The following is a 22050-nucleotide window of genomic DNA, read 5'->3' on the forward strand; positions in this document are numbered from 1 at the left end:
TTCCTGATAAATTTTTCTCCTTCTACACATCGTAATCATGAAGGGATTCGATTATGAATCGATTCGGAAAAAGAGTTCTAAAATCGTTACATTTTTAAGGTTGTTTGTATACACTAAGTAAAAAAAGATTGGGTGAAAATGATGCCGGAAAACAACAGCATGCATCAAATCGAAACAGCAGCAAAAGAATGGCTTGAGAAACGGGGCGTCAAGATTTCGGATATTGCTGATCTTGTCTACGTACTACAGAAGAAATATCATCCAAACTTGACAAAAGAAGAATGTGAAGAGAATGTCAACCGGGTCATGAAAAAACGCGAAGTTCAAAACGCCGTGATCACAGGGATTCAATTGGATATGCTGGGTGAGCAAAGAAAGCTCATGGAACCGCTCCAAACCTTAATCGAGACAGATGAAAGCCTGTACGGCGTCGATGAAATCTTATCCTTCTCCATTGTGAATTTGTATGGATCAATCGGTTATACAAACTATGGATATATCGATAAAATCAAACCGGGAGTGCTCGCACGTTTAAACGATAAATCAACAGGCGAATGCCACACGTTTTTGGATGATATCGTCGGAGCGATTGCGGCAGCCGCATCCAGCAGACTGGCGCATCGAGCAAAAGATGCGGAATAAGCCATTAAAAAACACTTGTCCTTAAAAGACAAGTGTTTTTTTGCGGTTAGATGCGATCCATCCAGTCTGTTAAAGAATCAATGACATATGTCGGCTTTTCCTGATAGGCTTCAAGGTGTTCTTTTTTGGTCACGCCCGTATGAACGAGAAGCGTGTCCATCCCGGAATTCATTCCCGCCATAATATCCGTATCATAATTGTCACCGACCATCAGCGTTTCACTGATATTTGTGCCGAGCACCTTCATCGCCTGCTCCATGATGATCGGCTCCGGCTTGCCGATAAAAATAGGCTCTGTCTGCGTAGAAACGGTTAATACTGACGTGAGAGAACCATTGCCCGGCAATAGTCCTCTTTCTGTAGGAATAGCGATATCGCCGTTAGTCGAGATGAATGTAGCGCCGTTGCGGATGGCAAGGCAACCGACGGCTAGCTTTTCGTATGTAATGCCGCGGTCGATACCGACGACGACGAAGTCGGCGTCTTCTTCGCCGAATGCCAGTCCTTTTTCCTCAATGGCCTGGCGGATGCCTTCCTCACCGATCACATATACGGAAGCATCCGGTTTTTGTTCGGCGATAAAATTGGCGGTCGCCATGCTGGTTGTGAATACCTGGCTCTCTTCGGCCGGAATATCAAATGAAACAAGCTTGTCCGCCACTTGCTTCGGCGTGCGCGACGAGTTGTTAGTGACGAACAGATACGGGATGCTCCGTTCTTTCAGCTTCCTTACGAATTCGCATGCTTCTTCGATTTTTTCCGTCCCTTTGTACATTGTTCCATCCAGATCAATTAAGTATCCTTTGTATGTTTTCATGTTGTACACTCCAGTTTTGTTTAGTGCGGTTTGAATGCGGATACCGGACCGAGCTCATGGTTTAAATAATCGCGGATCCGCGCCGGAAATTTCTCAAGCGTTTCCGCATGCCTGCTGAGCAGCATGTCCAATTCTTCATGGTTGACATTCAAGTAGTCTTGAACCAATGTCTTCCGATAGGCGATCAAATGTTTCAGACTGTCGCCTTCCGCTTGGCTGACAACCTTTTCATCGGTCAGTATATCCATAATGTCGTCATAGCTTCCCGGATCTCTCATAATAAAGCCGTCAATCATATCGTTCCCTATATCCAATATACATTCGATCAGCGTGTGGCCGATTCGTTCGAGCGCTTTTTTTTCGACGTCGGAAGTCCATTCCTCCTGTGTTTGATAAAGCCGCAGCTCCTCTTCCAGAAAGTTCAGCGTGTTTTCGATTTTGTGTCGATCGACAAAATACATCATCAGAGCATCCCCTTTTATGATCGCTTATTTTCGCAGACGTTTTAAAACAAAGTAGGCACATCCGAAATTACAGTACTCGTAAATATATTCATCAAGCGTGCTGATCTTCGTATCAAATGTGGCTTTTTGATTTTGATCGTCAAAAAAGCCTTTCAGCCTCAGCTGGCTGTATCCCCAATCCCCGACGATGTAGTCATATTTATTTAAAATGTCGGAGTATCTGGCTTTAAACGCTTCTTCGTTAAAACCGTTTTTCACATCTTTGACGACTTCAAATGCAGCGTTCTGAACGACAATCATTCTTTTCACCTCTTTTATATGATAATTCAAACCCGTGCCGCCATCAATTGCTAAGAATAAATCCTCCCCGTTGGAAAAGCTATAAATGAGGAGGAAAAGCAGAATGAATAAAAAAATTCTTTTAGCAGGGCTGCTGGCGGTGCCTTTAGCAGGATGCCAGACAGCCTTAAATGATACCGAACACAATATATATGACGAAGACGGAAATACCGTTCACGTTGCAGACAAGAACCCTCAATATCATGAAAAGTTCAGAAATGACAACCGGAAAGGCAGATTCGGTTATGCGCGCCATCAGGCAACTCCAGTCGCAAACAAGGAAGAAATGCAGGCGCCTCAAATTGATCGGGAAGAAATGGCGCATATTATATCTAGTTTAACGGTTCAGCTTCCCAATATTCAAGATGCCTCAGCACTTGTGACAGACGAAGAAGCGCTTGTCGTGTACAAAACGGACTCTGGGCAGCGCGAACAGACGGCTGACCAAGTTAAAAAGACGGCGGCATCCGTCATTCCGAGGTATTACCACATCTATATTTCCGATGATCCGGACATGATGCAATCCGTCGCCAACTTCAGCCGGCTTGGAGCCAATTCAAGAAACGTTGATCAGCTGATGGCCGATACGATTAAGGAAATGCAAAAATCACCGCAAGGCAAAACAACGACAGGTACAGATGAAAACGGCCTTGACGGAAAAGGAAAAGCGACCGAATCCTGACTTGAAAATAAGAAAAACGCCAGCGCAAATGGCTGGCGTTTTTTCATCCAATGTTATGCCTGCGCTTGGCGTTTTTTAGACGCTTCATTCACCTGTTCATCGGCATGGTATGAAGAGCGGACAAGCGGCCCTGCTTCACAGTGGCTGAAGCCTTTTTCCATGGCGATTTCTTTCAGCTCGGCAAACTCGTCAGGATGGTAATATTTCTGTACTTTAATGTGTTTTTTGGACGGCTGCAGATACTGGCCGATTGCCATGATGTCGACGTTGTTCGCAAGAAGGTCGTCCATTGTTTCGATGATTTCTTCTTTTGTTTCGCCGAGGCCGATCATGATGCTGGATTTCGTCGGGATGTCCGGCTGCATCTCTTTGGCGCGGCGCAAAAATTCCAATGATCTTTCGTATGTAGCTCTCGCACGGACTCTCGGCGTCAGGCGGCGGACCGTCTCAATATTATGGTTTAAAATATCCGGACGCGTATCCATCAGCGTTTTCAAATTATGATAGTCTCCGCCCATGTCAGACGGGAGAACTTCGATTGTTGTAAACGGGCTTTTTCTCCGGACGGCGCGTACGGTTTCAGCGAATACCCCTGCTCCTCCGTCTTTTAAATCGTCACGGGCAACGGCTGTAATGACCGCGTGTTTCAGATTCATGATGCTCACAGAATCCGCGACTCTTTCCGGCTCATTCAAGTCAAGTTCTGTCGGCAGCCCCGTCTTCACCGCACAGAAGCGGCAGGCTCTCGTACAGACAGATCCGAGAATCATAAAGGTTGCGGTACGTCTGACGGCCCAGCATTCGTGGATGTTCGGGCATTTCGCCTCTTCACAGACCGTATGGAGGTTGTTTTCCCGCATTAATTTTTTTAAGCCCGTATAGTTTTCATTTGTGTTCAGCTTGATCTTAAGCCATTCGGGCTTTCTTAGGTGCTCGTCTTTCTTTGCCAATTCCATCATCTCCATTGTGGATTGTAGTCATGTTCAATACGAAATTTGTGACATAGCGCCGGATGTGTCCCTCTGCTTTGGAACCGCTTAAATTAAAATTGCTAAATCTTCATCTTTAGTCACTTTAACATAGTACAGATTTGTGAACAAGAGCTTGATTAGTCAAGATGGAATTTCTAACATTTTCTTATTATCGATTTCCGCAGATGTCACAAACTAACCGTATTCAAACTGAAAGGAGCTAAGGACACTGTGAAAGCTGTATTATCCGTTCTCATCCTCCTTTTGCTCATATCGCAGCCGTGCGCTCTTGCAAAGGAGAAAAAAGAGCCCGATCTGCAAAAGAGAATGGCCCTTTATCATAAAACAGAAGCTGCAACCCATATTCCTTGGTATGTTTTCGCGGCTGTCGACCAATACGAAATCAACATCCGCAAAAACCGCAAGGACTTGCCGAAGCAAAAAGGGCACACCGGGATATATATTCCGCAAAGCGTGTGGAGCGGACCTGAAAACCCCAACCCGAAAGATACATCGCCGCTCAGCATCAAGGTTTTTGACGGAATTGGAATGGACGGAAACGGAGACGGACTGGCGGAACCGGATCAGGATGAAGACGTCCTTTATACGTTTGGACAATACTTGTTGACATACGGAAGAGACATAGAAAATATCCGCATCGGCCTGTGGGAGTTTTACGAAAGGGATCAGACGGTCGGCATCATATCAGGCTTTATCAAGCTTTTTCAAAAATACGGCCACATTGATTTGGGCAAGCACGCCTTTCCTCTTCCCGTAAGATCAGATTACAGCTATAGAAGCACATGGGGAGATGCCCGCGGATTCGGGGGCAGGCGGATTCACGAAGGGACGGATTTGTTCGCCCATTATGGCCTCCCCGTCCGGTCGACATGCTACGGTATTGTTGAAATGAAAGGCTGGAACCGTTTCGGCGGTTGGCGGATCGGAATCAGAGACATCAACAATACGTACCATTATTTCGCTCATTTGAACGGATTCACAAAAGGCTTGAAAGTGGGAGAAATCGTCGAGCCCGGCCAAGTGATCGGCTCGGTCGGAGCAACGGGATACGGGCCGCCGGGGACATCGGGAAAATTCCCGCCCCATCTTCACTACGGCATGTATAAAGACAACGGAAGAACCGAATGGTCTTTTGACCCTTATCCTCATTTAAGGGCATGGGAACGGAAGGAGCTTCGAAAGAAAAAATAAAAGACATCCCTATTTCAGAAGAATAGGGATGTCTTCTTTTCAGAGATTAACCGGCTTGGCTTTTCTTGCTTTTCACAACCGCATTGAAGATGCTTGCGGCCAAGCCCCCCCAAATAATGACGATGCCGATAACCATCATTGCTATAGATGCGCCGTTCATGAGGAAACCTCCTTGTCCTGTTGAAATGGCGTATATTTCAATTCGTTCTTCCATTTTGAAAGTGAAAGGATAAACCCGGCTGCGATCGCTCCAACAGCGACGCACCATCCCCATTTCAGGAGAAACTCTACCGGCAGATCACCGTAGGCTGTTGTGATATTCGTCTTGATATTATCAAACATCATATACCCCAGAACAATCGGCGTGACGACGCTCAGGCAGATTCTCCACCAGGCGCCGAGCTGAATGTCGGAAACCGAATTGGCGTGAGCCTGCAAAGCTTTCAGCTCTTTCGCAAACCATGCAATCGCAACGACTTCGATCAATCCGGCAAGCGCCACTCCGAAATTGTTGATAAAGTAATCGGCTGCATCGAGAAAGAACAGTCCGCCTTTTGTCGCAAATACGAGCGAACACAATGCAGCAGCCCCTCCGCCGAACAGGACGGCTTTCCGCCGCGGAACGTTGAACTTATCCTGAATCGCGGCAACATATGTTTCAGAGATCGAAATGAGAGACGACAGACCTGCCAAAACTAGCGAACCAAAGAATAAAAACCCGAAAAGCACATTAAACGCTGGAAACTCATTGATGATCTGCGGAAAGACGACGAACGCCAAACCGATTCCGGAAGAGACGACCTCTTTAACTGGAACGCCTTGCTGCGCGGCCATAAAGCCCAGCGCACTGAATACCCCGATCCCGGCCAGCAGCTCGAACGACGAATTCCCGAAGCCGGTGATGAACGCATTGTTTGTAACATCGGATTTTTTCGGCAAATAGCTGGAATACGTAATCATGATGGCAAACGCGATCGACAGACTGAAGAAAATTTGGCCGTATGCCGCCACCCAAACTTTTCCGTTTGTTATCTGGCTCCAATCAGGCGTGAAAAACGCATTCAGCCCTTGAGCAGCCCCGTCAAGTGTAATCGAATAAATGACGATGATTAAAAATAAGACCACAAGCAGCGGAATGAAAATGCGGTTCGCAATTTCGATTCCTTTTTTGACTCCGGCAAATAAAATGCCTAAGGAAACAATCCAGACAATCGCGAGCGGAATCAGGACGCCCGGCACGAAGCCTCCGAATTGCCCGATGGCTCCTCCTCCAATATCAACTCTGTTTAAATATTCAGTCATTAGAAAATTTTCTGTATCTTTACCCCAGCCTAAATTGAAAGAAAAGACAGTGTAAGAAATGGCCCATGCCACGATCACGGCATAATACGTCGAGATGACAAATGAGATGGCGACCTGCCACCAGCCGATCCACTCCTTTCCTTTCCCCATCCGGGCATAGGATAGCGGGGCTGAGCCCCTGTATTTATGGCCGATTGTAAATTCCATGATGAGAAGAGGGATTCCTGCTGTCAAAAGCGCGAACAAATATGGCAGAAAGAACGCGCCTCCTCCGTTTTCATAAGCTACAGCCGGGAACCTCCATATATTCCCCAAACCGATCGCAGAACCGACAGCTGCTAAAATAAAACCCGCTCTTGTTCCCCATTGTGGACGACTATCCATAAGCTTCCTCCTTTACCTTATTGAAACATCTGAAAACAATGAATTTTCTAATAATTATTATTATTGAATAGTATATACAGTCTTTTTGCCTAAGTCAAAGTATTTTTTTAAGAAAATAGACACATTCTGTTTCCAGGACGCAAAAAAAAGCATTCTGCCTGATGTGTGCAGAACGCCTGGAAATCATTGCTTATTTTGTTCCTTTTTTTGTTCTGTTTTTTCATCCTTTGAAGGGATTTGAATCGATGGCGCCGTCTGGCTGCCGTTGCCGCTGTAGAAGTCGGGTACTTCGCCGTGCACGGCTTGAATCGTTGCCGGAATCGTATTTTTAACAACCGCCGTTTTTGTCGCAAACGGTATGACGACACGGACCTTGACTTCGACAAGAACACCGACATTTATTAAAGCATTATTAATTCCATATGGTTCGACACTATGTTTAAAATCTGTAAAGACATCCCCCACAACATTAAGCCGTACAGGTATTTTCGGCCCTAGGTTTCCAAGAAGCGTGTTTCCCGTTGCCTGACCTAGAGGAATATTATAGATTACACCATCATTCTTACCTTCGGGAGTTTTCGCAGAAGAATTAAATTCTTCGGTTTCTGTTTCCTTCAGCTTTTCGTGAAGTTGTTTCGTAATTTTCGAATGCATACCACGAAGACCATGAGAGTTGAAATCAATTGTTGTTACTTTTCCATTTTCATTCGTCTTCATTTCTACTAGATTTTGCACATTTTCATCTTGGCTCATATAATCCTCGACGGCTTCCTGGATGACGTGCGTCGCAATCCGGTTCGTTTCCATTTCAGCGATGTTCAGAAGCGTCGGTTTGATGGATGAGTTGATGATCAACAGGCTGATGGCCGTTGAAAAAATAAAAAATACAAACGAAAGCAGCATGACATATCGAAAAGGCAAAGGTCCTCTTTTTGACAGAGGGCCGCGAAATCTTCGCAAGCAAAATCCCCCCTTACATCACAAGTGTATGCTTGTAAGAGGGGATATACGATTCAATCAGACAACTTTATTTCACCATTTTTAAAAGGGCTTCTTTTCCGCTCATTCCGGGATGGATGCCGAGCTCTCTGGCCGCATCGGTTACAGATTCGAGCGGCGCTTCGAGAAGCTGATCGATCGTCCGCACGCCGACGGCTCTGGCGGCGACGATTTTCCGTTCTTTTAATTTATCATTCAGCAGGGCGACGTCAAGCGCTCCGCACATAATATATCCATGGTCATTGGTTACCGCCATAAAGTTCGTTTTCGGCAGTTTGACCGTTACAGCCGTAAACGGCTGATCTTCTATCATAATCGGAGTTAAATTTACCATCGCGATCCCTCCTTTACCATTAATGTATGATAAAGCGGGAGACATGTTCCGGTTTACCCCGAATCTTAAAGCATCTGTATTAGAACCGGTTTGCTTTTTTAAGCTTCCAGGCGAGCAGATCGCGCAGGAATTCAGGCATAAAGTACTCGATATCTTCCGCATCGCGGATCGCCGGAAACAGCGTTCCGAGTGTAAACATATCAATCGTGGCGATCGTGTAGAACGCATCATCTTCAATGTCCGCTCCGTTGACAGAGAGCTTTTCCGGGTCAAGGCCGGCATAGAGCATTTTCCCCATCACTTCGCCGCGAAAACCGAGCCCTTTAATTCGCAGTTTCTCGGTTTCTTCCGATGATGCATGGAAGATGACCTCTTTCAGCTCACGTCCCGTCAGCTTCAGTTTGACCGGATTAATCGGATGCGGACAGATGCGGTGAACATCCGCTTTCGTCACCGGGCCTTGTGATAGAGACTCCAGTACAATGCCTGAGTTGACCATTCCGATTTCCGCCTCACACCATTCCTTTAAGGCGTCTGCCAGCATTTGCGGAAGGGCGCTTCTGCGGAACCAGGCGGTTTCAAGGGTGTTGTCCAATGTCGCAATTTCTTCTTCAAGCAGATGTCCGGCTTCTTTCTCTTTTTCCTTCAGAAAACGAATCGTCTCCTCTGATTCTTCGTTCCATTCTGCCGTCTTCATAACGGTTGCTGTGATGTTCTCAAGCGTTCCGTTATACGTCAGTTCAACATGACCGACATAGTTCCCGTATTTTTCGGCGCAGGCCAGCATAACGCCGTCTTTCATCATCCCTTCTTCAAGCAGGTGATGGGTGTGGGAGCCGAGAATCAGGTCGATTTCGGGAAAAGCCTCCGCGACGCGCTGATCATCCAAAATGCCGAGGTGTGAAAGAAGAATGACAATATCGGCTTTTTCTTTGATTTCACTGAGCATCTCGCCGATGCTTTCAAATGCGTCTGCAACCGTCCAGCCAAGCTGCCGGTAGATCGGATAATACGGGACTGTCACACCGAGAATGGCAAGAGTTGCGCCGCTCTTCACCTTTTTGAGCACATACGGTGCTGCCCAGCCGGGCCTCTTCCCTTTTTCGTCAAACAAATTGGAAACAACGACAGGAAACTGTGCGTTGTCATAAAGTGTATCCAGCTCCTGATGCGGCAGTGTAATTCCTTCATTATTTCCGATCGTTGCAGCATCATACTGCAGACGGTTCAACAGCTCCACATTCGCTTTTCCGAAGGTGGCCTCAGATATCGGATGGAATCTGTCGACATGATCGCCGAGGTCGAACAAAAGCACTTCTTCCCCCTGCTCTTCATGTTTTTGTCTTTGTGTCTGAATATAATCGACGATTTTCGGCCAGTTTTCAAAATGGCTGTGCAAATCGTTCGTATGGTAAATATGGAGCTTTTCCGTCATGCAAATCTCTCCCTAACGTTTAACTAAACACGCCTTGATAGATTAATCTGATTCCGATGATGATCAATACGAACCTCATGATCAATACGATCGTCTTTGTTTGCATCTTTTTATTAATGTAGGCGCCGAGCTGTCCGCCAAACCAGGCGCCCGGGATCAATGCGAGCGCATAAAGCCAGTTGACATGGCCCGCGATGACATGGCCGGCAGAGCCGGCGACAGATGAAAGGAAAATAATAAACATCGATGTCGCAACGGCGACCCTTGTCGGAAATAAAAACAGAAGAATCATCGCCGGCACCATCAGCGAGCCGCCCCCGATGCCGAAAAGCCCGCCGAGGAAGCCGACGACAAAGGCGATCGCGATTCCGGCTAAAGGATGATATGAATACGTATATTCCTGTCCTTCATCCCCTGTGAACGTTCTGATAACGCCCGTATGCTTTTTCTCGGCAGGTTTCACCCTTTTCTTTATCATTAAGGAAAGGGAAATGAGAATCATAAAAATCCCGAACCATAGAGAAAACGAGTCTGAGCTGAAATATGTCGATACATGGGCACCTGCGATGCTGCCCGGCCCCGAGCCGATGAAAAAAATAAGACCGCTTTTATAATCTACGGTTTTATACTTCATATACGCAATCGTTGAAGAAAGCCCTGTAAATATGATGACAACAAGCGATGTGCCGACCGCCATTTGCGGTGTCACATGGTCAAAGAGCGTCGGCAGCCCCGCCAGAAAAAGGAGCGAGGGAACGATGACGATCCCTCCGCCGAGCCCGACAAGACTGCCGATGGTTCCCGCGATAAATCCGAGTATGAGCAAAATAAGATATTCCATAAAATAAGTCCTCTTTTCTAGCTGAATAAATCGAGCTGCCTTGGCGTAAGCCCTTTGTATTCAATATCGAGCAGCTCCTTCATTTGCTTCCCGTTTTGAGCCGCATCACCGCCTGAATTGTTATTAAACAGCACGTAAACGTTTTTCGACTGCTGTTCAAGCAGCTCAAGGTTTTTCTTCCAGTCTTTTAATTCTTGTTCATTATATAAATATAAATATCTGACCTCACGCCAATTTTGCCCGGAAGACGGCCTTAACCAGCCTTCCTTGTTACGGCCGTGAAAACGGACGAGCGTTTTCCTGCTGTCAGTCGCATGAAGAACCGTCGGTATGCTGCCTTCGCCCGCCTGGGGTTCATCGCAAATGCTGTGAATCCATTGCTGTTCCTCCATAAAAGCGAGCGTTTTGTCGTAAAACTGGGGCATAAACCATGACCGATGCCTGAATTCAAGCGCACACGGTATATCTCCCATTTTCTCTTTTACCCATCTTAAGTAATTGACGTTTTCTTTTTTGCAATCAAACCATGGCGGAAACTGAAAGAGGACCATCGCCAGCTTGCCCGCTTTTATGTATGGCGTTAACGAAAGCTTAAAAGCAGCAAACATGTCGTCTTTCGTTTCAAAGGGGATTTCCCCGCGCTGATGCCCCGTCATTCCCTGATATGCCTTAATGATAAACTGAAAGGTTTCCGGCGTCTCCTTCACCCATTTTTCATTGTTCCGCTCGGGCTGAATCGCGTAAAAGCTCGCATCAAGCTCGACGATCGGAAAATGCGCCGAATAGTGGATCAGCTTGTTTTGACTGCTTGTCTTGGGCGGATACAGGCTGTCATGATCCCCCCATCCTGTTAATCCAATATAAATCAATGCAGTTCACCTCTTCCTTTAGTTTATCACAGGTTTTTTTCGAAAACTTGATCCAGGTCTGCTTGTAGCATTTCCTTTTTCAGCGGCGGAATACTTGAACATGAAAAAGAAGCCGGATGTCCGGCTTCTTTTAACGGGCTTTCTTCGGAAAAAGGGTAAAGCTGAAACTGTACAGAAAATCGATGGCAAGGATGATCGACCATAAAGAAGCGATGCGGATTAACGGTTCCGTTCTTTCCGGGTCGCCGATGAACAGATGCATCCCGGCCAGCAGCGCCGCCCCGATCAGCCATGCGATAAAATGCCGCAACCAGCCTTTGCGCTCTTTTTTGGCGTGTTCCTTGCCGTACTGCGGGCCTTTGTCAGGCTTCGGACCGCCGGCAAAGCGATAGGCGAACCTTTCATCCGCCCATTTGATCATGCGGCTTCCGAACGCAATGCTGACGCCGATATAAACGGCGGCGAGGGCGTGCAAAACATCCGCTTGCGCCCCATTGTACAGATCAAGCGCCGTTGCAGCCAAAAGCAGCAAATCCAAAACCGGTGTGCATGCAAACATGATCAAACCAGCCTTTTTCCAGCCTGCCATATAGCGAAAAATAAGGCCAAGCAGAATAAAAATCCAAAAACCGATCTCACAAGCTATAATCAATAAACCAATCACCTTTTATCCGCCTCTCTTTTTAACACATTTGTACTAAAAAATTATAACACATATGTATTAAATAATACACCCGTGTTATAATGTGTGTATGCCAAAAATAGTTGATCACGAAAAACAAAAAGAAAAAATTGCCGAAGCGGTGTGGAATGTGATTCACAGAGATGGACTTGAACATTGCACCGTCAGAAATGTCGCTAAGGAAGCCGGGCTTTCGGCCGGATCGATGCGCCATTATTTTCCCCAACAGTCTGAGCTTTTCATTTATTCAATGAGGCTTGTGGCAAACCGGGTCAAAACGCGGATTGAGAGCATGACATTTAACGGTACACCGGCTGAGAACGTCAAACAGCTTCTTTTTCAGCTTATGCCTCTTGATGAGGAGCGAAAACTGGAAATGGAGGCATGGTATGCATTTACGGCCAAATCGCTCAGCGATCCGGAGCTCAAACCGTTAAGAAAGGAGATGAATGAAGGCATTTATTCAGCCTGTAAATCGGCTGTTGAAATGCTGGTGAATACCGGCGCCAAACCGGGGATCGATGTTCTAAAGGAAACCGAGCACCTGTACGCCCTTGTCGACGGGCTGGCGCTTCATTTGATCATGGCCCCTGAAAGGCTGACGGCTGAAATGATCGATTCTGTATTGGCCGGTTATTTAAGATCGTTGGAATAGACACAGATCGATCGGATTGCACCAAAAGAGACTTACACAAAACCACGGAAAAGCAGGCCTCTCAGCCTGCTTTTTTTGATTAATTCTCTTGTTTTAGATTCTCACGGATGTCGCAAAATTGTTTTTTTCTGGTCATCCCACAAAAAACAGCCTGATCACAGGCTGCTTTTTGCGCTTCAGTGAACCGCTTTTGCTTCTCTTTCGTCTGCCTTAAAAATGTATTGACGCACTGCCGTCAAGCACGCCCGGCTCAGCAATCATCCCGTCTTTGACGCCGATATCGGTTTTCCTTACGTCTGAGCACACGACGGAAGCGCCTTTCAAAAGCAAGTCAAACGTTTTCATGAGATTAGCCTACTCATGATAGAAATCCAGAGCCGCCTGAAGCGCATTTCCCGGCGATACTGAAGCACCTGTGCGAATGAGAACCGCTTCGAGAGCAGCCAATGTAAAAAGAACATTTTCTTTTCGGCAGCTGTACCCCATTGTCCCGATTCTCCATATCTTTCCGGCCAGCGGTCCGAAAGAGCTGGCGATTTCGACGCCGAAGTCGTCAAGCATCATCTTCCTGACAAGGTCCGCGTCAACCCGATCAGGCACTTTCACACAAGTGACGGTCGGCAGCTTTTTCCGGCCTTCCGTAAACAATTCGAGACCCATCGCTTTGATGCCCTTGATTAGCGCTGCTTCATGCAGCCGGTGTCTTGAGAACCGCTCGCGGAGCCCCTCCTCAAGAACGACCCGCGCTCCTTCACGCAAACCGTACAGCATCGAAGTCGCTTCTGTATGATGATTGAGGCGCCTCGGGCTCCAATAATCCATCAGCATGCCGAGGTCAAAATAATTGCTGGAAATCGGCAAGCGTCCTGTTTCAAGCTCGATATCTTCTCTTGTGGCAATGCCACGTTCTACCTTTTTCCTTTCATTGATGCGCTTTTCAACCCGGCTGTTAAATGTGATCGGCGCCATCCCGGAAGGAACGGATAAACACTTTTGCGTACCTCCGACGACCGCGTCAAGGCACCATTCATCCGTATTGACATCCGTGCCGCCGATCGTAGCCACCGCATCGACTACACAAAGTACATCAAGCTCCCGGCAGGCCCGGCCGATTTCTTCTAGCGGCTGAATGCATCCCGTTGACGTCTCGCCGTGCACAACCGCGACGATCTCCGGTTTCGTCCGTTTGATTTCGGAGATGATATCTTTCGGTTCAAAAACGTCTCCCCACGGGCATTCCATTGTATTAACATCAGCCCGGTACCGTTCGCAAATTTCGGCCAGCAGATAGCCGAACCGTCCGAAAATGGGAATGAGCACCCGGTCCCCCGGTTTGATGAGACTGGCAAGGACGGCTTCAAGCCCGGCCCGCGATGTCCCGTCTATCGGAAATGCCCATTTATTTGTCGTTCGGAAAATCTGCCGGAGCAGCGCCATGACGTCATTCATCATGTCTGTAAATGCAGGATCGAATTGTCCCAGTACAGGTGAGGAAAGCGCCCTCAGCACTCTCGGATGAACCTCGACAGGACCGGGAGTCATAATTGTCCGTTTCGGAATATTCATTTCGCCAATTGTCATGTGAAGAAACTTCCTTTCTTTTTTCTTGTTATATTTCTTTACAACTCTCTATATAAATACAAGTTTACTGGTAACATGAAAAATAAACATCGGCATAAATGTCACAAATCCGCTCATTTTTTGTTGATAATGACTAAAATGACAAAGGAGGTCTGTACAGATCAATGAATATCTATGACATGATGAAACTCCCCGTGTTTAAAGGCGCAACGCTTGCCGCCGGAAAAACGGGAGGGACCCGGAACATCGAACACATCAATATGATGGATGCGCCAGATATTGCCGATTATCTGCATCACGGCGAGCTCCTCGTCACGACCGCATACCATTTAAAGGACCGGCCTTTTTTATTGAAGGAATTGATTGAAAGGATGATCAGGCGGGGCTGCGCCGGACTCGGCATCAAAACGCGCTTTTTGCAGAAAATACCCGACGAGGTGATCAAGCTTGCCGACGAGCGGTCATTTCCGATCATCGAGCTAAATAAAGATGTCCGCCTCGGTGATATTGTCAATCATACACTGAGCCATATTTTGGACAAACGGACGGCAGAACTCGAACAGGCCATCACCGCCCAAAAAAAGTTCACAACCCATATTATGAGCGGAAAAAGCATTCAATCGCTCTTGCATAACGTCTCTGCTGTTTTGAAGCTTCCCGTTCTTCTTTTCAATCAGCATCTCAAGCCGATCGCCTCCTCAAAAGCGGATGCCGCCGGGACGCTGTCGCATTATGAAGGAATATTTCAAAAAGGAAACAGAACGGGGCTCACCTGTTTTTCAACACTTCCCGACCAACAAACCTATTCGGTATTTCCGATCTATACTCATGAAAAAAAATGCGGCTTCCTCGTTGTCTGCGGGATGATTTCCCCTTCAGACAAAGGCTTGCTGTTAACCCTCGAACAAGCCGCCAATGTCATCGCCTTTGAGCTGCTGAAGGAAAATGCGCTCAAACAATATTTGCGAAGAGCGCGGAACGAGTTTTTCAGCAATTTTTTGGACGGCGCCTTTTCCTCTGCTGAAGAAATTAAAAACCGGGCCAAAGAATTTCAGCTCAAGTGGGATCAAAAATATGTGTGCATTGCGGGCAAATTGGACCGGCGCGAAAAATCGCTCAGCTTCACGGAAAATCAGCTTGAATCAGATTCCGTGTTCGAACGCCTGGAAGAAGAGCTGGTTGACTTTCCGTTCCCTCCGCACCTTTTCACAAAGGGAAATGTCTGCTTCCTGCTGGCCGAAGCGACGGACAGCTGGGCTGAACTGAATGCAGACGTCGGCGGATTTTTAAAGACGTTTCAGCGTCATGCAGCGGAGCACTTTCAGCGGACAATCTCTTTCGGAATCAGTAACCTCAGCCATCAGCTGAGCGACGTTCCGCACATTTGCAAAGAAGCCGTCGACGCGCTCCACTCCGGCCATTTGTCCGGCAGCACCGAGTTCATCCAGACGTACCATATGAAAGACGTCTCTGAGCTTTTACGCATGATTCCGGCTGATGATTTGAAGACATTTTACACGCATGCACTGCATCAGCTTGCCAGCCTGCCGAAGGATGACCAGGGGCTCCTGCAAACATTGTCCGTCTATCTGGAAACGCACTGTCAGATTTCTGAAACGGCCAAGCGCCTGTATGTCCACAGAAACACAGTCATCTACAGGCTTGAAAAATGCGAAGAATTGCTCGGGAAAAGCCTGAAAGATGCGGACACAACCCTGCGCTTGAGACTGGCGCTCAGAATTCAAATGCTGCTTGGATTGTGAGAAACTCCAACAGCAGCAACCGGAGAAAGTTAAGCCATACCGGCATTGCTGATGATTTGAAATTCACCATAGAAAAAAGCCGGCATATGTGCCGGCTCCCTTATACTTTTTCGGGAATTGCGCGCGTCTGCTGCTTCCGCCCCCAGCTGACTGCCGCCAAAAAGCTGAGCACGAGAACGACCGCACCAAAAATATATGGAATTTCCACGTTCACATCGAATAACAGACCGGCCACCGTCGGTCCGACAATGTTGGCAAGGCTCATAAACGCATTGTTCATGCCTGCGGCAAAGCCCTGTTCATCACCGGCCATTTTTGAAATCAGCGTATTAATCGCCGGACGGAGGATGGACGTCAGCATGAAGAAAACAATTGTTGCACCGAAAACGAGCCAGTACGAACCGGCAATCGAGCAGACGGCAAGCGCTGCGGCTGAACCGATCAGCGTCATGTTCATCAGCTTTTTTTCGCCGAAGCGGTTCGTCAGCATCCCGAGGGCCACCGCCTGGACGAACACGCCGATCAAGCTTGCCGCTGTAATGACAAAGGCAATGTCTCCCGGTGTAAAGCCGTGCTTATGATCGACATAAAGGCTGAATACCGCCTCAAAATTCATGATCCCGAAGTTCAGGATGAACACGAGGACAAACAGAAAAGCATACGGCGATCGCAGCGCGCGCGCCATTTGCTTAGGAAGCGGTTCGCGCTTTTGAGCGGAGCGGCGCTTTTCAAGCATCTTTTCTTGACTGAGCGTTTCCGGGAGGACAAAAAGCGATAAAACCGTCGCCAAGCCGGCTAATCCGGCTGACACGTAAAACGGAAAAGTGAGCCCGTACGCAGCCAAATATCCGCCGGCTCCCGGACCGATGACAAAGCCGAGAGACATCGCGGCGCTGATCAGCCCCATCCCTTTGCTTCGATCCTTTTCCGATGTGATGTCGGCGATGTAGGCAAACATGGCCGGCACCAAAAACGCCGCTCCCGCTCCGCCGAGAAGGCGGGAAACAAACAGCAGCCACATCTGGCTCGCCAAGGCGAAAAGCAACTGGGAAACCGCAAACGCACCGATGCCTAAAATGATCATTTTCCGTCTTCCGTATTTATCGGTCATTTCCCCGGCAACGGGCGAAAACAGCAGCTGGGTAATACCCGAAGCCGCAATCAGCAACCCGAGCGTGCTGCCTGAGGCGCCGAATTCTTCTATAAACGTAGGCATGAGTGGAATAATCAAGCCTATACCAAGCATAACGATGAACACGTTCAGCATGAGAATATACAATCTGGCCATTTTTTTCATCCGCGGATACCTTCCTTAAAGCCCGATAATACCGGACAATCTTAAATTCGATCAATTACTAAATTAGTATATCCACAGATAGGTTCAAAGTCTAGTTTTTTCATATTTATGCATATTTTTTCTTCTGAAGGAATGATGGGAAAATAAAAAAGCGGAGGATTCCCCCGCCTTTTTATCCATTTACGACCAGCCGACAGCGTTAGCAAACAGCAGGAAAAGCACGGCCGCTCCCATCCAGAGGCAAAACAGCGGAAGGATGAATCGCAGCCACTTGTTCCAGGCAATCCGGCTGATCGCAAGCGTCGCCATAAAGTAACCCGATGTCGGAAAGACGATGTTTGAAAAACCGTCGCCGAATTGGAAAGCCAGAATCGCCGTCTGCCGCGTAATTCCGACAATATCAGCCAAAGGCGCCATAATCGGCATCATTATTAAAGCCTGTCCGCTTCCGCTTGGAACAAAAAAGTTAAACAGCATCTGTGTGAAAAGCATCGCCGTAACGGTTAAATAAGAAGGAAGCTGTGAGACCGCATGAGACAAGCCGTAAACAATCGTATCCATGATCTGTCCGTCGGCCATAACGACCGCAGCAGCTCTTGCAATGCCGCAAATCATCGCCCCGACGAGCACTTCTTTAAAGCCCTCATTAAAGGACTCGGCAATGTCTCTCGAGCTCATGCCGGCAATGTAAGCAGGAATGATGCCGAGCGCGAGGAAATAGCCCGCCATTGTCAGCATATCCCACCTGAAATAAATGACACAGCCAATCAAGCCGGCAAACAACCCAAGCGCCGCGATACCGGCCCATTTCACCCGTCTGCCTGCTTTAAAAGCAGGCACCGCTTCTACTGCTTCTTTCCCCGTCAGGCTTTTTTCAGGATGCGCCCTGACCTTTTCCGCATATTTGAGCACATATACAGCGGCAATCGCCGTAATGACAACAAAGATGACCGCCCTGTACCCCATCCCTGAATAAAGCGGGAGACCGGAAATCATTTGTGAGGTTCCTACGGTAAAAGGGTTTGTCAAAGCGCTCGTAAAGCCGGCGATCGTCCCGCACAACGCAATTGCTGCTGCTGTCATCCGGTCATATCCGAAAGACAGCAGCAGAGGAAGAATGACAGGGACGTAAACGATGGAAAGCTCAGGCGTCCCGATAAAACAGGAAATGCCGGAAAAAACGAATATTAAGACAGGTGTAACGAAAACCGGTTTGTTCCTGAACTGATCCGCCAGCAGACGGACACCGAGCTCAATGACAGACGCTTTCCGCAGAACGGCAAAAGCGCCGCCAATCACAAATGTAAACACGATAATCGGGGCCGCTTCTGTCATCCCTTTCGGAACAGCCGTAAGCAACCCCAAGATATCAACCGGCGTCTGTTCGATCCGTTTGTAGGACGCCGGATCAATCATTTCCCTGCCGTCCGGACTTTCCACCCGTTCATATTCGCCCGCCGGAATCACATATGTCATAAGCGCCATTAGACCAATCATGACAGCCAGAATGACATAAATATGCGGAAATTCCTTTTTGCTTTTTTCTTTCTTGTTCACGTCTTCTGTTTTGTAAGCCGGCATTCCCATTTTCGATCATCCCCTTTTCCATGTTAACTTTTTTAACATATTAAATGATTACAGCATTAATCGCATTGAAAAATCCTCTAAATTTCAGCATGTTTTCAGTTAAAATACCTAAATCTACACGGCCAATCCAGAAAATCGTCATATTTTCTATCAAGTATTAAGCCGACAATCTCGACTGTTCCTTTTCTGCATTTTCATGTAAAGTCATAAGAAAGATCAGCATGTAAAGGAGAGAGTTCACATTGCAACAGTGGATTAAAGAAGTCGCAAGAGGAAAAAGGGGCGCCCGCAATTTAACTTATGAAGAGGCCAAACAGGCTGCAGAAGCGATCGTTACGGGAAATGCCAGCCCCGTCCAGACCGCCGCATTCTTAATAGCGGAGCGGATGAAAACAGAGTCCCCTGAGGAATTGCTCGCGTTTACCGAAGCATTGCGGAACAGCTCGAAAACACTGAACCTTTCCAAAGCTGTAAAAGATGCGGTCATCGATTTTGCGGGACCTTACACAGGAAGACATTCTTTTTTAGCAACCATTCCTGTCTCGCTCCTTCTCGCAGGAAACGGAGTCCCCGTGTTTCTCCACGGCAGTGATGCATTGCCGCCCAAATATGGAACGAGTGTAAAAAATGTCCTAGACAAACTCGGAATCCCCTCTGAGACTGATCCTGCGCAAACGGCACACTCACTGGAAGAGGCCTCAATCGGATTCGCAGCCGCCGAAACATTTTGCAAACCGTTTGTTCGGATGAGGAAAATTCGCGAAGAGATCGGCGTCCGCACCGTGCTGAATACAGCTGAAAAACTGGTCAACTTCTCTGATGCCGACAAGCTCATGATGGGCGCGTTTCACCGGACGGCCATTCAGAAAATGCATCCCGTTTTTCAGCACTTGACGTACAAAGAAGTGTTCATTGTCCAGGGGGCGGAAGGCTCGGAAGACGTACCGGTCCACAGAGGCAGCTTTGTGTTTACGATAAAAAACGGCGTGATCGATTCCTTTATATTAAAGCCGGAAAAATTCGGGCTTTACGCAGATGAAGCAAAGCTCAACAAACCGCTGTCTGCTGAGGAACAGGCGGAAAAAATAACGGCCGTTCTCGCCGGAGATGAATCGGCCGATACCGAATACGAAAGAAAACAAGTCATCATGAATACCGCATTGCGCTATTATTTGTTCGGACACTGCGCGGCCATTGAAGAAGGCGTCCGAACGGCGGAAAAACAGCTGAAAGAAAAAGCCGGCCTGGAAGCCCTCGAGAGGTGGAAAGCTTCATTTACAAGACCGTAAGAAAACCGTAACCAAAATGATATTTCCTTTTCATGAAAAGATTGGATAATGGAAGAAATGAAAAGGAGGGAATCGAAAGATGAACCGAAAGTGTCTCATACCGTTTATTTTGATGCTGTCAGCGATGTGCGCGCCCACCCAAAACGCAGAAGCCTTCCAGTTGTTTTCCTTACACGTCCAGCCCCATCAGTCCTCGGCTCCGGCGGATTACTATGAACAGGCGCAAGGCAAAACAGGCGAAGCTTTAAAACAAGCGCTTCACGACACAATCGACGATCATAGAGAGCTTTCTTACAGCGAGGTATGGGAAGCGCTGAAAGCAACGGACGAAGATCCGGCCAATCGAAATAACGTGATTCTCTTATATTCCAGAGAGTCGCGCTCTAAACAGGCGAACGGGGGGCAAACTGGCGATTGGAACCGCGAGCACGTATGGGCAAAATCGCACGGTGATTTCGGAACAAGCAAAGGACCCGGAACAGATTTGCATCATCTCAGACCCAGCGATGTGCAAGTAAACGCCGCCCGCGGAAACCTTGATTTCGACGAAGGCGGCAGCCCCTATCCCGGTTCTCCCGGAAACCGCTATGACGGCGATTCCTGGGAACCTGACAAAAGCATTAAAGGCGATGTCGCCAGAATGATTTTCTATATGGCGGTCCGCTATGAAGGGGACGACGGCCAGCCGGATCTTGAAATGAACGACACAACGAACAACGGATCTAAACCGTACCATGGAAAAATGTCGGTTTTATTGAAATGGCACCATGAAGATCCTGTCGATGCCCTTGAAAGAAAGCGGAACGACATCATCTATCAGCAATACCAGCATAACCGCAATCCATTCATTGATCACCCTGAATGGGCGGAGGATATTTGGGGCTCAGGCGTTTTGAATTGAACAAAAAAAGCGCCTGCCCGGCGCTCTTTTTTTAAACCTCTCTTTTTTTGTTCAGCACACCGATTTTAGGGCCAGTTCAAATTCATGGTATCCCGCGCGCCTGCAAATATTGGATTCAAACGCTTGTCAAAACGTCTCCTTCTTCAGCATGTCGAGAATGTCAAACAGCGTATGTTTGATGACAAATTTGCGATACTCAGCGGAACCCTGCGCATCGTCCAAAACAGGGCCGGGAAAGCGGCTGATCGCCTTTTCCACCCTTTGATCTACAGGGAGCGATTCGTCATTCAACGCAGATTCCACTTCTGATGAACGAAACGGAAAAGGGCAGACACCGCTAAATGCACAGCGGACGCGTCCGTCTATTTCAAGAGCTGAAATCGTCGCCAAAGGATATCCCGTATCCCATTGCTGCCTCACTTTTATGCTTGCAAAAGGCTGATGAAGATAGCGTTCTTCAATCAAAAGGAAAATGAGGATTTCTCCCTTGTTCAGCTTCAGCTGCTGATCGAATACGTCGTGAATCAAATAGCGCTTTTCCCCCTTGTCTCCGATCGTCACCACTTTGCTGTCGGTTAATAAAAAAGGCAGCACTGCTTCGCGGTAAAAGATCTGCCCGCAAATATTGCCGCCAAGCGTAATCTTATTGCGCGCCGTATGGTCGGCCACTTCCCTTACCGCTTTGCTCAACAATGGAAAGCCGCCGTTTTCCGTGATCTCTGTCAATGTTAATGCTGAGCCTAAAGCGAGGTGGCGCCGTTCAAATTGCAGAGTTCTGCACTCAGGTATGTCTTTAATATCGATAACGGCATTTGGATGAATCACACTCAGCCGTCCTGGTATTAAATGTTCTGTTCCGCCGGAAAAATAAGCCGGCTTTTTCCCCTTGCGCTCCAAGCTTTGAAAGAGCTTTACCGCTTCCTGCGCAGATTGGGGCCTGTAATACTCAAAGTCAAACTGGATCATGGCGACCCTCCTTTTACTTTCCAAATTTGTTCGGGAAT

At 47.6% G+C, this 22050-nt stretch carries 24 protein-coding genes; 7 read left to right on the forward strand and 17 right to left on the reverse strand.

Going from position 1 to position 22050, the window contains the following annotated elements; genetic code table 11:
* The first annotated feature begins 141 nt into the window (after positions 1–141).
* The gene (locus tag MHB72_RS17840) at positions 142–642 is read left to right on the forward strand and encodes a phosphatidylglycerophosphatase A family protein (RefSeq protein WP_020452842.1); all 501 of its coding nucleotides are present in this window, start codon (positions 142–144) and stop codon (positions 640–642) included.
* A gap of 46 nt (positions 643–688) precedes the next feature.
* Here the strand turns inward: MHB72_RS17840 and MHB72_RS17845 are convergent, their stop codons facing one another.
* From MHB72_RS17845 to MHB72_RS17855, 3 genes are read right to left on the reverse strand one after another with little or no spacing between them, the layout of a single operon-like run.
* A complete protein-coding gene (locus MHB72_RS17845) occupies positions 689–1459 on the reverse strand; it encodes a TIGR01457 family HAD-type hydrolase (RefSeq protein WP_020452843.1) in 771 nt (256 codons plus the stop codon).
* Positions 1460–1479: 20 nt separating this feature from the next.
* Positions 1480–1920, reverse strand: coding sequence for a DUF86 domain-containing protein (locus MHB72_RS17850; RefSeq protein ID WP_023856189.1), 441 nt, complete (start codon positions 1918–1920; stop codon positions 1480–1482).
* Positions 1921–1947: 27 nt separating this feature from the next.
* Positions 1948–2223 carry a YutD family protein gene (locus tag MHB72_RS17855; RefSeq protein WP_003184977.1) on the reverse strand — a complete coding sequence of 92 codons (276 nt, stop codon included), beginning with the start codon at positions 2221–2223 and terminating at the stop codon, positions 1948–1950.
* A 103-nt stretch (positions 2224–2326) separates the two neighbouring features.
* On the opposite strand from MHB72_RS17855, the gene MHB72_RS17860 reads away from it, so the two are divergent.
* The gene (locus MHB72_RS17860) at positions 2327–2944 is read left to right on the forward strand and encodes a YhcN/YlaJ family sporulation lipoprotein (protein WP_020452845.1); all 618 of its coding nucleotides are present in this window, start codon (positions 2327–2329) and stop codon (positions 2942–2944) included.
* 53 nt (positions 2945–2997) lie between these two features.
* Here MHB72_RS17860 and lipA read toward each other — a convergent pair whose 3' ends face one another.
* Positions 2998–3909, reverse strand: a complete 912-nt coding sequence (gene lipA, locus MHB72_RS17865; RefSeq protein ID WP_256163556.1) for a lipoyl synthase — start codon at positions 3907–3909, stop codon at positions 2998–3000.
* A gap of 237 nt (positions 3910–4146) precedes the next feature.
* On the opposite strand from lipA, the gene MHB72_RS17870 reads away from it, so the two are divergent.
* Positions 4147–5127 (forward strand): M23 family metallopeptidase, encoded by a 981-nt coding sequence (locus MHB72_RS17870; protein ID WP_216919581.1) that lies wholly within the window; start codon positions 4147–4149, stop codon positions 5125–5127.
* Positions 5128–5173: 46 nt separating this feature from the next.
* On the opposite strand, the gene MHB72_RS17875 is transcribed toward MHB72_RS17870, so the two are convergent.
* The 8 genes from MHB72_RS17875 to MHB72_RS17910 all read right to left on the reverse strand — a co-directional run bounded on the left by MHB72_RS17875 (position 5174) and on the right by MHB72_RS17910 (position 11955).
* On the reverse strand, positions 5174–5287 hold the full coding sequence (locus tag MHB72_RS17875) for a methionine/alanine import family NSS transporter small subunit (RefSeq protein ID WP_216919579.1): 114 nt from the start codon (positions 5285–5287) through the stop codon (positions 5174–5176).
* Positions 5284–6813, reverse strand: a complete 1530-nt coding sequence (locus tag MHB72_RS17880; protein ID WP_216919577.1) for a sodium-dependent transporter — start codon at positions 6811–6813, stop codon at positions 5284–5286. Before MHB72_RS17880 ends, MHB72_RS17875 begins: the two co-directional genes overlap by 4 nt.
* Before the next feature lie 183 nt (positions 6814–6996).
* On the reverse strand, positions 6997–7773 hold the full coding sequence (gene yunB / locus MHB72_RS17885) for a sporulation protein YunB (protein ID WP_023856193.1): 777 nt from the start codon (positions 7771–7773) through the stop codon (positions 6997–6999).
* A gap of 67 nt (positions 7774–7840) precedes the next feature.
* The gene (locus MHB72_RS17890) at positions 7841–8146 is read right to left on the reverse strand and encodes a YunC family protein (protein ID WP_023856194.1); all 306 of its coding nucleotides are present in this window, start codon (positions 8144–8146) and stop codon (positions 7841–7843) included.
* Positions 8147–8225: 79 nt separating this feature from the next.
* Positions 8226–9581 (reverse strand): bifunctional metallophosphatase/5'-nucleotidase, encoded by a 1356-nt coding sequence (locus MHB72_RS17895; protein WP_216919575.1) that lies wholly within the window; start codon positions 9579–9581, stop codon positions 8226–8228.
* Positions 9582–9600: 19 nt separating this feature from the next.
* On the reverse strand, positions 9601–10422 hold the full coding sequence (locus MHB72_RS17900; protein WP_025809806.1) for a sulfite exporter TauE/SafE family protein: 822 nt from the start codon (positions 10420–10422) through the stop codon (positions 9601–9603).
* Positions 10423–10439: 17 nt separating this feature from the next.
* Positions 10440–11291 carry a DUF72 domain-containing protein gene (locus tag MHB72_RS17905; protein ID WP_020452851.1) on the reverse strand — a complete coding sequence of 284 codons (852 nt, stop codon included), beginning with the start codon at positions 11289–11291 and terminating at the stop codon, positions 10440–10442.
* 130 nt (positions 11292–11421) lie between these two features.
* Entirely contained in the window at positions 11422–11955 is a 534-nt protein-coding gene (locus tag MHB72_RS17910) for a hypothetical protein (RefSeq protein WP_146874777.1), read from the reverse strand.
* 88 nt (positions 11956–12043) lie between these two features.
* Here MHB72_RS17910 and MHB72_RS17915 point away from each other — a divergent pair, with 88 nt between their 5' ends.
* Entirely contained in the window at positions 12044–12628 is a 585-nt protein-coding gene (locus tag MHB72_RS17915; protein ID WP_020452853.1) for a TetR/AcrR family transcriptional regulator, read from the forward strand.
* Between the two features lie 210 nt (positions 12629–12838).
* Here MHB72_RS17915 and MHB72_RS17920 read toward each other — a convergent pair whose 3' ends face one another.
* Positions 12839–12973 (reverse strand): hypothetical protein, encoded by a 135-nt coding sequence (locus MHB72_RS17920; RefSeq protein ID WP_268510165.1) that lies wholly within the window; start codon positions 12971–12973, stop codon positions 12839–12841.
* A gap of 9 nt (positions 12974–12982) precedes the next feature.
* On the reverse strand, positions 12983–14209 hold the full coding sequence (locus tag MHB72_RS17925; protein WP_197407110.1) for a pyridoxal-phosphate-dependent aminotransferase family protein: 1227 nt from the start codon (positions 14207–14209) through the stop codon (positions 12983–12985).
* A 164-nt stretch (positions 14210–14373) separates the two neighbouring features.
* Between MHB72_RS17925 and MHB72_RS17930 the strand changes: the two genes are divergently transcribed.
* The gene (locus tag MHB72_RS17930) at positions 14374–15972 is read left to right on the forward strand and encodes a PucR family transcriptional regulator (protein ID WP_079289501.1); all 1599 of its coding nucleotides are present in this window, start codon (positions 14374–14376) and stop codon (positions 15970–15972) included.
* Positions 15973–16072: 100 nt separating this feature from the next.
* Here MHB72_RS17930 and MHB72_RS17935 read toward each other — a convergent pair whose 3' ends face one another.
* Both MHB72_RS17935 and MHB72_RS17940 read right to left on the reverse strand, forming a co-directional pair.
* Positions 16073–17269, reverse strand: a complete 1197-nt coding sequence (locus tag MHB72_RS17935) for an MFS transporter (RefSeq protein WP_020452856.1) — start codon at positions 17267–17269, stop codon at positions 16073–16075.
* Between the two features lie 180 nt (positions 17270–17449).
* The gene (locus MHB72_RS17940) at positions 17450–18856 is read right to left on the reverse strand and encodes a YfcC family protein (protein ID WP_025809819.1); all 1407 of its coding nucleotides are present in this window, start codon (positions 18854–18856) and stop codon (positions 17450–17452) included.
* 242 nt (positions 18857–19098) lie between these two features.
* On the opposite strand from MHB72_RS17940, the gene MHB72_RS17945 reads away from it, so the two are divergent.
* On the forward strand, positions 19099–20145 hold the full coding sequence (locus tag MHB72_RS17945; RefSeq protein ID WP_254121910.1) for an anthranilate phosphoribosyltransferase: 1047 nt from the start codon (positions 19099–19101) through the stop codon (positions 20143–20145).
* Positions 20146–20224: 79 nt separating this feature from the next.
* Positions 20225–21046 carry an endonuclease I family protein gene (locus MHB72_RS17950; protein WP_020452859.1) on the forward strand — a complete coding sequence of 274 codons (822 nt, stop codon included), beginning with the start codon at positions 20225–20227 and terminating at the stop codon, positions 21044–21046.
* A 126-nt stretch (positions 21047–21172) separates the two neighbouring features.
* Here MHB72_RS17950 and MHB72_RS17955 read toward each other — a convergent pair whose 3' ends face one another.
* On the reverse strand, positions 21173–22012 hold the full coding sequence (locus tag MHB72_RS17955) for an FAD binding domain-containing protein (protein WP_023856203.1): 840 nt from the start codon (positions 22010–22012) through the stop codon (positions 21173–21175).
* Positions 22013–22050: the final 38 nt, after the last annotated feature.

Origin of the sequence: Bacillus sp. FSL K6-1284, from assembly GCF_038002625.1 — a bacterium.
Taxonomy (GTDB): domain Bacteria; phylum Bacillota; class Bacilli; order Bacillales; family Bacillaceae; genus Bacillus; species Bacillus paralicheniformis.

Bases quoted from the DNA above. Each gene is read 5' to 3' on its own strand.
- MHB72_RS17875 (WP_216919579.1), bottom strand. From the start codon at position 5,287: ATGAACGGCGCATCTATAGCAATGATGGTTATCGGCATCGTCATTATT.
- MHB72_RS17935 (WP_020452856.1), bottom strand. From the start codon at position 17,269: ATGAAAAAAATGGCCAGATTGTATATTCTCATGCTGAACGTGTTCATC.
- MHB72_RS17895 (WP_216919575.1), bottom strand. From the start codon at position 9,581: ATGACGGAAAAGCTCCATATTTACCATACGAACGATTTGCACAGCCAT.
- MHB72_RS17880 (WP_216919577.1), bottom strand. From the start codon at position 6,813: ATGGATAGTCGTCCACAATGGGGAACAAGAGCGGGTTTTATTTTAGCA.
- MHB72_RS17855 (WP_003184977.1), bottom strand. From the start codon at position 2,223: ATGATTGTCGTTCAGAACGCTGCATTTGAAGTCGTCAAAGATGTGAAA.
- MHB72_RS17940 (WP_025809819.1), bottom strand. From the start codon at position 18,856: ATGGGAATGCCGGCTTACAAAACAGAAGACGTGAACAAGAAAGAAAAA.
- MHB72_RS17925 (WP_197407110.1), bottom strand. From the start codon at position 14,209: ATGACAATTGGCGAAATGAATATTCCGAAACGGACAATTATGACTCCC.
- MHB72_RS17950 (WP_020452859.1), top strand. From the start codon at position 20,225: ATGAACCGAAAGTGTCTCATACCGTTTATTTTGATGCTGTCAGCGATG.
- MHB72_RS17900 (WP_025809806.1), bottom strand. From the start codon at position 10,422: ATGGAATATCTTATTTTGCTCATACTCGGATTTATCGCGGGAACCATC.
- MHB72_RS17860 (WP_020452845.1), top strand. From the start codon at position 2,327: ATGAATAAAAAAATTCTTTTAGCAGGGCTGCTGGCGGTGCCTTTAGCA.
- MHB72_RS17845 (WP_020452843.1), bottom strand. From the start codon at position 1,459: ATGAAAACATACAAAGGATACTTAATTGATCTGGATGGAACAATGTAC.
- MHB72_RS17920 (WP_268510165.1), bottom strand. From the start codon at position 12,973: ATGAAAACGTTTGACTTGCTTTTGAAAGGCGCTTCCGTCGTGTGCTCA.
- MHB72_RS17840 (WP_020452842.1), top strand. From the start codon at position 142: ATGCCGGAAAACAACAGCATGCATCAAATCGAAACAGCAGCAAAAGAA.
- MHB72_RS17890 (WP_023856194.1), bottom strand. From the start codon at position 8,146: ATGGTAAATTTAACTCCGATTATGATAGAAGATCAGCCGTTTACGGCT.
- lipA (WP_256163556.1), bottom strand. From the start codon at position 3,909: ATGGAGATGATGGAATTGGCAAAGAAAGACGAGCACCTAAGAAAGCCC.
- MHB72_RS17930 (WP_079289501.1), top strand. From the start codon at position 14,374: ATGAATATCTATGACATGATGAAACTCCCCGTGTTTAAAGGCGCAACG.
- MHB72_RS17955 (WP_023856203.1), bottom strand. From the start codon at position 22,012: ATGATCCAGTTTGACTTTGAGTATTACAGGCCCCAATCTGCGCAGGAA.
- MHB72_RS17915 (WP_020452853.1), top strand. From the start codon at position 12,044: ATGCCAAAAATAGTTGATCACGAAAAACAAAAAGAAAAAATTGCCGAA.
- MHB72_RS17850 (WP_023856189.1), bottom strand. From the start codon at position 1,920: ATGTATTTTGTCGATCGACACAAAATCGAAAACACGCTGAACTTTCTG.